Source organism: Mesorhizobium sp. GW821-FHT04C10 (genome assembly GCF_059420305.1).
Window position 1 is genome coordinate 1,360,633 of record NZ_JBWKTL010000001.1, and the last position, 10,311, is coordinate 1,370,943.

12 protein-coding genes are annotated in these 10,311 nt (G+C 63.6%); 6 read left to right on the forward strand and 6 right to left on the reverse strand.

Annotated elements, in window-relative coordinates; translation table 11 throughout:
• The first annotated feature begins 1 nt into the window (after window position 1).
• The 3 genes from AC07UC_RS06585 (at window position 2) to ppa (ending at window position 2,035) form a co-directional block, all read left to right on the forward strand.
• Window positions 2–640, forward strand: coding sequence for a TPM domain-containing protein (locus tag AC07UC_RS06585; RefSeq protein WP_494904743.1), 639 nt, complete (start codon window positions 2–4; stop codon window positions 638–640).
• A gap of 153 nt (window positions 641–793) precedes the next feature.
• The gene (locus tag AC07UC_RS06590) at window positions 794–1,300 is read left to right on the forward strand and encodes a GNAT family N-acetyltransferase (RefSeq protein WP_140775964.1); all 507 of its coding nucleotides are present in this window, start codon (window positions 794–796) and stop codon (window positions 1,298–1,300) included.
• Between the two features lie 201 nt (window positions 1,301–1,501).
• Complete coding sequence (ppa, locus tag AC07UC_RS06595) at window positions 1,502–2,035, forward strand: inorganic diphosphatase (RefSeq protein ID WP_056575002.1); 534 nt, start codon at window positions 1,502–1,504, stop codon at window positions 2,033–2,035.
• 263 nt (window positions 2,036–2,298) lie between these two features.
• On the opposite strand, the gene AC07UC_RS06600 is transcribed toward ppa, so the two are convergent.
• Window positions 2,299–2,892, reverse strand: a complete 594-nt coding sequence (locus tag AC07UC_RS06600; RefSeq protein WP_140775963.1) for a hypothetical protein — start codon at window positions 2,890–2,892, stop codon at window positions 2,299–2,301.
• A 44-nt stretch (window positions 2,893–2,936) separates the two neighbouring features.
• Window positions 2,937–3,554, reverse strand: a complete 618-nt coding sequence (locus tag AC07UC_RS06605; protein WP_494904746.1) for a TetR/AcrR family transcriptional regulator — start codon at window positions 3,552–3,554, stop codon at window positions 2,937–2,939.
• A 74-nt stretch (window positions 3,555–3,628) separates the two neighbouring features.
• Between AC07UC_RS06605 and AC07UC_RS06610 the strand changes: the two genes are divergently transcribed.
• On the forward strand, window positions 3,629–4,912 hold the full coding sequence (locus AC07UC_RS06610; protein WP_181180122.1) for an MFS transporter: 1,284 nt from the start codon (window positions 3,629–3,631) through the stop codon (window positions 4,910–4,912).
• Between the two features lie 204 nt (window positions 4,913–5,116).
• Here the strand turns inward: AC07UC_RS06610 and AC07UC_RS06615 are convergent, their stop codons facing one another.
• Window positions 5,117–5,395, reverse strand: coding sequence for a hypothetical protein (locus AC07UC_RS06615; RefSeq protein WP_202325459.1), 279 nt, complete (start codon window positions 5,393–5,395; stop codon window positions 5,117–5,119).
• Between the two features lie 197 nt (window positions 5,396–5,592).
• Between AC07UC_RS06615 and typA the strand changes: the two genes are divergently transcribed.
• The gene (gene typA / locus AC07UC_RS06620; protein ID WP_140775959.1) at window positions 5,593–7,422 is read left to right on the forward strand and encodes a translational GTPase TypA; all 1,830 of its coding nucleotides are present in this window, start codon (window positions 5,593–5,595) and stop codon (window positions 7,420–7,422) included.
• A gap of 60 nt (window positions 7,423–7,482) precedes the next feature.
• Here the strand turns inward: typA and AC07UC_RS06625 are convergent, their stop codons facing one another.
• Complete coding sequence (locus AC07UC_RS06625) at window positions 7,483–8,109, reverse strand: DUF1062 domain-containing protein (RefSeq protein ID WP_494904749.1); 627 nt, start codon at window positions 8,107–8,109, stop codon at window positions 7,483–7,485.
• 554 nt (window positions 8,110–8,663) lie between these two features.
• On the opposite strand from AC07UC_RS06625, the gene AC07UC_RS06630 reads away from it, so the two are divergent.
• Window positions 8,664–9,278 (forward strand): LysE family translocator, encoded by a 615-nt coding sequence (locus tag AC07UC_RS06630; protein ID WP_202325462.1) that lies wholly within the window; start codon window positions 8,664–8,666, stop codon window positions 9,276–9,278.
• A gap of 9 nt (window positions 9,279–9,287) precedes the next feature.
• Here the strand turns inward: AC07UC_RS06630 and AC07UC_RS06635 are convergent, their stop codons facing one another.
• Both AC07UC_RS06635 and AC07UC_RS06640 read right to left on the reverse strand, forming a co-directional pair.
• Window positions 9,288–9,614, reverse strand: a complete 327-nt coding sequence (locus AC07UC_RS06635; protein WP_056575027.1) for a YciI family protein — start codon at window positions 9,612–9,614, stop codon at window positions 9,288–9,290.
• Between the two features lie 124 nt (window positions 9,615–9,738).
• On the reverse strand, window positions 9,739–10,302 hold the full coding sequence (locus tag AC07UC_RS06640) for a peroxidase-related enzyme (protein WP_494904750.1): 564 nt from the start codon (window positions 10,300–10,302) through the stop codon (window positions 9,739–9,741).
• Window positions 10,303–10,311 lie beyond the last annotated feature (9 nt).

Sequence of the window (10,311 nt, forward strand, 5' to 3'; positions counted from 1 at the left end):
AATGGCAACACGACCGATCAGCCCGCAGGATCATGAGCGCATCGCCGATGCGATCCGCGCCGCCGAGGCCAAGACCGATGGCGAGATCTACTGCGTCGTGGCGCATGCCAGCGACGGCTATTTCGCCCCCGCCGCCCTGATGGCGACGCTTGGCATGCTGGTCGTCAGCCTTGCCGTGGCCTACGGGCTGGAGGCATGGTGGCTCACCATCCGCCTGCCGCATTTCGTCATCGCCCAGCTCTTGGCGCTGGCCTGCGTGCTGGCCCTGTTGTGGGGGTTGCCCGGCCTGCGCATCCACATGGTGCCACGGCGGCTGCGCTATCAGGCGGCGCACGCCAATGCGATCAAGCAGTTCCTTGCCCGCAACGTCCATCGCACCGCGGCGCGCACCGGCGTGCTGATCTTCGTCTCGATCGCCGAGCGCTATGCCGAGGTGGTCGCCGATTCGGGTATCGACGCCAAGGTCGGCCAGCATGTCTGGGACGGGGTGGTGCGCGACCTCACGGCGCACGCCGGCGACGACCGGCTTGCCGACGGTTTCGTCAAGGCGATCGAGCAGGTGGGGGCGGTGCTGGCCGAACATTTCCCGGTCACCCCGGGCGATACCAACGAGCTGGACGACCATCTGGTCGAAATCTGAAAAGCCTGCCTGCAAGCGCCACCTTGCCGATCCGGCCTGTTTGCGGACGGGCGTTGCCCGACGGCAGCGGTGTCGGCATCGGTTGTGAGAAAGCGATCGACGGGCCGCCCGGACTCTTGCAATCGGGCGATGCGGGTTTATGGTTAACAAATCATGAATACGCTGACGATCGACATCCGGAAAGCCGACCCGCGCGATGCAGGCGCCATCGCCGAGGTGCATCTGGAAGCCTGGCGCGGCGCCTATTCCGGCATTATTCCACACCGCACGCTGACATCGATGATCAACCGCCGCGGCGCCGACTGGTGGGCGAATGCGATTCGTCGCGCCGCCACCGTTCTGGTGGTCGAAATCGGCGGTACGATCGCCGGCTACGCGACGATCGGCAAGAACCGCGCGCGGGAGCTCAAGCAGCAAGGCGAAATCTACGAGTTGTACCTGCGCCCGGAATATCAGGGCATCGGTCTCGGCCGTCGCCTGTTCGCGGCAGCCAGGGCGCGTCTTGCCGACCATGGCCTGAAAGGCATGGTGGTGTGGGCGCTGGAAGATAACCAGAACGCGTTGGCTTTCTATGCCGGAGCCGGCGGCCGCGATATCGCCGAGGGTGTCGAAATCTTCGAGCAGAAGGCGTTGAAGAAGGTCGCTTTCGTCTGGGAGTGACCGCCCAGGGGCGATTGCGGCAAGCCAAGCCGGTGCGCGGTTCGTATCCCACGCCAAATCACGGCGCTGAAACATCTTGTGCCGATGATTGAACGTGCCGGATGCCGGCGCGTCCCGCCTGACCGTCGTGAGCACCATTCGCCGCATTGCACCATTCCGCGCCGCCCGCTATCTCCTCCCAATCGAGAGAGGGACAAAGCCATGCGCATTGAAGCCATAGCCATCGGAAAGAATCCGCCTGAGGACATCAACGTCATCATCGAAGTGCCGATCGGCGGCGAGCCGATCAAGTATGAGATGGACAAGGAGGCCGGCACATTGTTCGTCGACCGCTTCCTGCACACCTCGATGCGCTACCCCGGCAATTACGGCTTCGTGCCGCACACGCTGTCGGGTGACGGCGATCCGATCGACGTGCTGGTCTGTAACACCCGCGCGCTGGTACCGGGCTGCGTCATCAATGTCAGGCCGATCGGCGTGCTGGTGATGGAAGACAATGCCGGCCAGGACGAAAAGGTCATCGCCGTGCCGTCGCCGAAGCTGACACTGCGCTACGAGAACGTCACCGAGTACACGCATCTGCCCGACATCACGCGCCAGCAGGTGCAGCACTTCTTCGAGCACTACAAGGATCTCGAGCCCGGCAAATGGGTCAAGATCGAAGGCTGGCACGATTCCAAATATGCCAAGAAGATGATCGTCGAGGCGATCGAACGGGCGAAGAAGAGCAAGTAGGCGACACTGGGATTCTGCTGACTCTTGTGACGAAGCCCCTCAGCTTCGTCATACTAGGGCGGAGCAGCCGCGAAGCGGCGTCGCGGAGACCCTAGTATCCATGCCGTGACGCTGGCCAAAGGGCTCGGCGGTGCAAAATTCTGCATCGTTGCGGCTGTTGTTGAGGTCGCGGCATGGATCCTCGGGTCTGCGCCGCGTCGCTTCGCTCCTTGCTTCGCCCGTGGATGACGAAGGCGCGGTGCTTCAGCGAACGTCCAACGTCCTCAGTTATCGACCCGCCCAAAGGCAGGCACATTGCCAATGGCGGTGTGCCGGTCCTTGCCGCAGGCAAAGGTGCGCGCCTTCTCGTCGGCGAGTTTTCGCGCCTGATCGTTGGCTTGCGGGTTACCGGTGGCCAGGACAAGGCCGACCGCGCAGCTTTCCCGCGCATCCATCTGGCCGACCTTGGCGACGAGCAGCACCTCGATCGACTTGTTCTCGTCCTCGCCATTGCTGATCGTGCGGCGGTGGATGACCGCGAAGGGCACGGCCTTGTCGCCATTGGTTTCGATGCGCCATTCGACCTTGGCTCCGGATGAATTGAAGCCTGAAAAACTCTCCCAGGCGGACGTCATGTCGCCGCCCGGCGGAAAACCGTAAAACAGCGATTCGCGGGCGTCGTCATAGGCGATCAGCACGGGATAGCCGCGGTAGCCGGAGCAGGCGAGATCGGCCCAGTCGCCATCGCCTTCACCAGCCTGCGCGTAAGTCACGCAGTCCTTCTTCCAGTCGAGGTCGGTGTAGGCGCTGGAAATGTCGCCGGCATGGGCTGCCTGGCAGAGACCGGCGAGGGCAAGCGGGATCAGAACGGCACGCATGACGGACACCTCCGGTTCGGGCCGGAGCAGCGTACCGGCAATCGCTATTTGTTCAAGCTCGCTTCGATCAGCAGATCGGCGTTGCGGGTAACCGACTGCGCGGGGCCGCCGAGCCCGAACAGCTGGCCGCTGATATAGGCGCCCTCGATCAAGAGCAGCAGCCCGTCGCCCAGCGTATCGGCGTCGCCGGCGCCCATCGCCGCGGCCATGGCGCGCAGGCGGCGGCGCAGTTCCTGCTTGTTGTCTTCACTCACCACGCGCGCCGGATGGCCGCGCTCGGGATATTCGACCGCCGCATTGGTCATGCCGCAGCCGCGATATTCCGGCATCTGCGTGCGTTTGCCGATGCGGGTCAGGAAGGCGCGGATCTGCGCCCGCGGATCGCCCGGATGGGCGTTGACCGCCTCGTCGAAACGCCCCCAGAACTCGAGGTCGTACCGCCTGAGATAGGAAGCGGCCAATTCGTCCTTGGACGGGAAACTGCGATAGAGGCTGGGCTTGGTGACGCCGGCGCGCCTGACGATCTCGTCGACGCCGATCGCCCTGATGCCGCGCCGGTAGAACAGGTCATATGCCACGTCGAGGATCTTCTTGGCGGCCTTCGGCGGCGCCGGTGCATGACCGTCGCTGATGGTCAGTTCAATATTTTTGTCGGTTGGCATCATGGGACTCGATTGACAGTGTTACCGATCGGTACGTATACATGCTCCCTTCTAGCAACGTACCGGTCAGTAACATGATAGCCCAATCCCGTCCATTTGGCCAGCGCTACGCTTTCGTCGTGGTCGGTGTCATCTTCCTCTGCCTGCTGATCGCGGCCGGCCTGCGGTCCGCGCCCGCCGTCATGATGCTGCCGCTGGAAAACAGTTTTGGCTGGCGGCGCGACGTTATCTCGCTGGCCGCCGGCGTCGGCATCCTGCTCTATGGCCTGACCGGTCCGTTCGCCGCCGCGCTGATGGAGCGGATCGGGATGCGCCGCACGCTGATCGCGTCGCTGGTGGTGATGTCGGGCTCGACGGCGCTCAGCCTGCTGATGACCGAGCCCTGGCATCTGTTCATCACCTGGGGCGTCTTCTCGGGTATCGGCTCCGGCGCTGTCGCCAGCGTGCTCGGCGCCACCATCGTCAACCGCTGGTTCAAGACCAATCGCGGCCTGGTCATGGGCTTGATGTCGGCCTCAAGTGCCACCGGCCTGCTGGTGTTCCTGCCGCTGCTTGCCTCGCTGGCGCAATCGGGAGGCTGGAAGCCGGTCGCCATCGCGGTCGCGATCGCCACCGCCTGTCTTCTGCCGCTGGTCTGGCTGCTGGTGCCGGAGCGCCCGGCCTCGATCGGCATGGTTCGCTATGGCGCCGAGGCCGATGACGTGCCGCCAGTCTCGCCCGCATCGCAAGGCAATTTCCTGGCGCATACGCTGAACACGCTGCGCCGCGCCGCCGGCACAAGGGTGTTCTGGTACCTGTTCGCCACCTTCTTCGTCTGCGGCTTCACCACCAACGGGCTGGTCGGAACGCATCTGATCGCCTTCTGCGGTGATATGGGCATCGGCGAGGTGCAGGCCGCCGGCCTGTTGTCGATGATGGGCATTTTCGACCTGATCGGCACGACGCTGTCGGGCTGGCTCACCGACCGCTTCGACCCGCGCAAGCTGCTCGGTGTCTACTATGCCATCCGTGGCCTGTCGCTGATCTACCTGCCCTATTCCGGCTTCTCGGCCACCAGCCTGATCATTTTCGCCGTGCTCTACGGCCTCGATTGGATCGCAACCGTGCCGCCGACACTGCGGCTCGCCAACGAGGCGTTCGGCGACCGCAGCGGCCCGATCGTGTTCGGCTGGATCGTTGCCGGACACCAGGTTGGCGCCGCGGCCGCGGCCGCCTTTGGCGGCACCATGCGCGAGCTGCAGGGCAATTACGAGCTGGCCTTCCTCATCGCAGGCATGACGGCCATCGCGGCGGCCTGTATCTCGCTGCTGATCAACACCAGCCGGCCAGCGTTCGACCCGGAACCGCAAGCCGCTTGACGTGGTGAGGCCTTGTGATCTCCCCCATCGAGGGGGAGATGTCGCCGAAGGGCGACAGAGGGGGACCTCGCGTGAAGCGCTGACGTCCTGCGCCTGCGAGAATGAGTTGAGCCCGGTCGAACCGACCACCTCTGGCCTGCCGGCCATCTCCCCCTCAACGAGGGAGATTGGCAGCTTCGACCCCGCTAGTTCCGTGATGGGATCCTAATCCGGGTAGCAGACCATCGGAATGTTCGGCCACACCGCGCTGTCGCAGTTGGCGGCGGCTTGGCGCTGCTTGAAGGCGGCGGTGACCGGGCCGGTCACCACCGGATCGACGCCATCGGGTGCGTCGGCGAAGACCTGTTCGGCCGGCGCATTGGACGGCAGGGCCGGCCGTGCCTCCTTCAGCGTCGCGGCCGACTGCGCGGCATTGGCCGCCAGCAGCATGGCAAAGGCCGCGGATGCGATGAGCGGCCAAAAACGATTGAGTTTATCGGTCATGATGGTCGAACTGTCCGGGTCCTGAAAAGGTTCCCGCCTTGGTTAACAAAATCATCTCACACGCAGATGCTTAAGATTTGATGAGTATTTGGTGTCGCGCGTCCTCTTTCGCAAATGCGAAAAACCCTGTATGAGCCGCGCAACCGAAAGAGGCGGCGCCTTTGGCCTGCTGCCTGCAACGCTCCCGAGACCAGAACATGAAACTCCGTAATATCGCGATTATCGCGCACGTCGACCATGGAAAGACAACCCTGGTCGACCAGCTTTTGAAGCAGTCCGGTTCCTTCCGCGACAATCAGCGCGTCGCCGAGCGCGCCATGGATTCCAACGACCTCGAAAAGGAACGCGGCATCACCATCCTGGCCAAGGCGACCTCGGTCGACTGGAAGGACACCCGCATCAACATCGTCGACACCCCCGGCCACGCCGATTTCGGCGGCGAGGTCGAGCGCATCCTGTCGATGGTGGATTCGGCCATCGTGCTGGTCGACGCCGCCGAGGGCCCGATGCCGCAGACCAAGTTCGTCGTCGGCAAGGCACTGAAGGTCGGGCTGAAGCCGATCGTCGTCATCAACAAGATCGACCGCCCGGACGCGCGTCATGTCGAGGTGGTCAACGAGGTGTTCGACCTCTTCGCCGCGCTCGACGCCACCGACGAGCAGCTCGACTTCCCGATCCTCTATGGTTCGGGCCGTGACGGCTGGGTTTCGGAAAATCCGGAAGGCCCGAAGGACCAGCAGCTGGCGCCGCTGTTCGACCTCATCGTCAAGCATGTGCCGGCGCCGACCGTTCATCCCGGCCCGTTCCGCATGATCGGCACCATCCTGGAAGCCAACCCCTTCCTCGGCCGCATCATCACCGGCCGCATTGAATCCGGCACGCTGAAGGCCAACCAGGCGGTCAAGGTGCTGCACCATGACGGCACCCAGATCGAAACCGGCCGCATCTCGAAGATCCTGGCTTTCCGCGGCCTTGAGCGCCAGCCGATCGACGAAGCCCAGGCGGGCGACATCGTCGCCATCGCCGGCCTGTCGAAGGGTACCGTCGCCGACACGTTCTGCGACCTGGCGGTGAGCGAGGCGCTGCATGCGCAGCCGATCGATCCGCCGACCGTGACCATGTCGTTCCTCGTCAATGACAGCCCGCTCGCCGGCACCGAAGGCGACAAGGTGACCAGCCGCGTCATCCGCGACCGCCTGCTGCGCGAGGCCGAAGGCAATGTCGCGCTCAAGATCGAGGAATCGCCCGACAAGGATTCGTTCTTCGTCTCCGGCCGTGGCGAATTGCAGCTCGCCGTGCTGATCGAGACCATGCGCCGCGAAGGCTTCGAGATCGCCGTGTCGCGTCCGCGCGTCGTCATGCAGAAGGGCGAGAACGGCGAATTGCTGGAGCCGGTCGAGGAAGTCGTCATCGACGTCGACGAGGAGCATGCCGGCGTCGTCGTTCAGAAGATGTCGGAGCGCAAGGCCGAGATGGTCGAGTTGCGCCCGTCCGGCGGCAATCGCCAGCGCATCGTGTTCCACGCGCCGACGCGCGGTCTGATCGGCTACCAGTCGGAACTGTTGACCGATACGCGCGGCACCGCCGTGATGAACCGGCTTTTCCATGCCTACGAGCCCTACAAGGGCGAACTGCCGGGCCGCACCAACGGCGTGCTGATCTCCAACGAGCAGGGCGAATCGGTCGCCTACGCCATGTGGAACCTGGAAGACCGCGGCCCGATGGTCATCGACCCGGGGGTCAAGGTCTATCAGGGCATGATCATCGGCATCCATTCCCGCGACAACGACCTCGAAGTGAACGTGCTGAAGGGCAAGAAGCTGACCAACATCCGCGCCGCCGGCAAGGATGAGGCGGTCAAGCTCACCCCGCCGATCCGCATGACGCTGGAACGCGCGCTGGCCTGGATCCAGGACGACGAACTGGTCGAGGTGACGCCGAAGACCATCCGCCTGCGCAAGCTCTATCTCGATCCGAACGAACGCAAGCGTTTCGAGAAGTCGGCCAAGGCGGTCGGCGCGGCGTAATTTCTTCTTCGGACGATTTCTGAGAGGGGCGGAGCATCACGTGCTCCGCCCCTCTCTCGTTCATCCGCCGGCCGCCCTGATGATCGCTTCGTGGTCCGGCTCGCCGGTCAGGTCGAGGCGGATCGTCATTCCCTGGCGGGCCGGCTTGCGCAAGGCTTTGGCTCCGTCCGGATCGACGACCAGCAGACGCCGCTCCTCCAGCGCCTGAAGTTTCGAGCGCGAGATGCCGAGTTCATTGGCAAGCAGACGATCGAGCCGGAGCGATATCGGCATTTCCAGCCCGAGCCGCAGTTCCAGGGTCGCCGCGCTTTCCCTGGTACCGCCGAGCAACCGCTTGCGCACCGAAACATCGGCAAACTCCTCGACACGCCCAACCTGGTTGCGCAGGGCGACGACATCGAAGGCATGGCGCCGCGCAAGCCCCAGGTCGTTGCTTTCGAGTGCCTGCAGCAGCGCGGGTTCGATGTCGCGGCGATTGCAGCGCTCGAAAATGCCGAAATTCCAGGAATTGTCGCAATCGACGCAGCGATAGATCAGCCAGACATCGATGCGCTTGCCGTTGGCGTTGACGCGGAATTTGCCGCTGCAGCGATAGGCCTTCACACCGCCGCAGCGATTGCAGTTGATCAGGGGTTGAGGGGCGATTGCAGGCGTGATCGCCCAGTGAATGACAAGATGTTGAGACAAGCCGAAAAACCTTCCAGTGCGGAAGTTCTTCAGGCTGGCAATGTCGAGATGCCCATGCGGGCACGGCGTGGCGAGAGCTAGCTATGGTCGGAAGTCAGGTGTCACGGGCGACAAGCACGCGACAGCGGTTCAGCAGTGCCAAACCGGTCTCGAACCGCCGCCTGAGGAACACATGAAAATGAGCAGACACCGCTGATGCGGCGCCCTGCAGGTGTGATCAGGGGAGTTGGCGAGACCGGCGATTACTGAGGCAAAGTGAAGCTCGAAATTGTTTTCGCGGCGGGTCTTCTAGCGACAAGGCGGCGGATGGGCAAGGGCTTCGGCGGCCGGCAGAGCAACTGATGCATGACAGGAGTCAATCAGTTGCTGCGGACGTCAGCGCTGCCTCTCATTGCCCTGCCGGGCATTTCTCCCCGTGAACGGGGAGAAGATGGCGGCAGCCAGATGAGGGGCGGCGCCGACGTCTCTTGAGGGCGAATCTCACGATGGGTGGCAGGGTGCCAAACCACCACCGATCGGATATCTTTCACCCTCCAACGCTGGAAGGCTCCGCCATGCACCTCACCTCGCTGCTGATTTTCGCCGCCGCCTTGTTCGTTGCCGCCGGCTCACCCGGCCCGTCGATCGCCGCACTCGTGGCGCGCGTCATCTCGAAGGGCTTTCGCGACGTGTTCCCGTTCCTGCTCGCCATGTGGATCGGCGAGGGCATCTGGCTGTCGCTGGCGGTGTTCGGGCTGGCCGTGGTGGCACAGACCTTCCACTTCGCTTTTGTCGTGGTGAAATGGGCCGGTGTCGCCTATCTCGCTTACCTTGCCTGGAAGATGTGGACGGCGCCTGTCGACGCGAAAGAGGGCGAGATGCCGCGCGAAGATTCGCCGGCGAAGCTGTTTTTCGCGGGCATGGCGGTAACGCTCGGCAACCCCAAGATCATGATGTTCTACCTGGCGCTGCTGCCGACCATCATCGACCTGGCTTCGGTCAGCATTGTCGGCTGGGTCGAGCTGACGGCGACCATGGCGGTGGTGCTGATCGCGATCGATCTCGCCTGGGTGCTTGCCGCCTCTCAGGCGCGCAAGCTCCTGAAAAGCAAGCGCGCCATGAAGATCGCCAACCGGATCAGCGCCACGACGATGGCCGGCGCCGCCGCGGCGATCGCTGCGCGGTCCTGAGGCGAGGCGTCAGCCCATCATATTGATGATGGGTGCGATCTCGACGTTGCAGTTCGGCATGGCCAGCATCGGGCAGCCCTTGGCCTTCTCGGCGGCATCGTCGATATCCCTGGCCTCGATGATCGAGTAGCCGCCGGTTGGGTTGCTGCCGCCGTTGTTCTCTATCTTGCCGCCGGGCATGACGGTCTTCGACATGCCGACCGGATTGCCCGGGTCGACAACAGCCGAACCAAGCTTTCCAAACCAGCCTGTCCAGGCGTCAGTCATCGCCTTTCGCTCGGCTTCGCTCGTCGGCATCTTTCCGGAGCCGTGATAGACATAGAGAAACTTCGCCATGTTCTCCTCCCTTGATGAGCGGCATCGAACCGGCATGCGGTCATGCCGCCTGCCGATCATCGGACCAAACCGGCAAACAAGCAACGAGAATGAGGAATGCCTAATGTAAGGCGAGGTTGGAGCCTCACCGTGCCATGGCGTGGTATTCGTCGTTCGGCCGCATGTCGATCGCAGCAGCCACGCGGTTCGACATGTTGAAGAAGGCTGAAGTCGAGGCGATGTCCCAGATGTCGCGGTCGCTGAAGCCGGCCTTCCGAAGCGCGACCCGGTCGGCCTCGACGATCTTGGCGGGCTCCTCGGTCAGCTTGACCGCGAATTCGAGCATGGCGGCCTGCCTCGGCGACAGAGCGGCGGCGCGGAAATTCATCACCATCATTTCTCCGAGCGCAGGGTCCCCGGACAACTGGCGCACCGCCGCGCCATGCGCGGTCAGGCAGTAATAGCAATGGTTGATCGAGGAGACCGCGACCGCGATCATCTCGCGCTCCAGGTTCGACAGGCCCGAATCACCCAGCATCAGATCGTTGTACATGTCGGTGAAGGCGCGCAGCTTCTTGTCGTCGAAGGCGTAGGCCTTGAGCACGTTCGGAACCAGGCCGAGCTTCTCCTCGCATTTGGCGAAATAGGCCTTTGTCGGTTCGCTCAGTTCCCCTGAATCGAGATCAAGCGCGGTGATTTTGCCGGTCATGGTCATTTT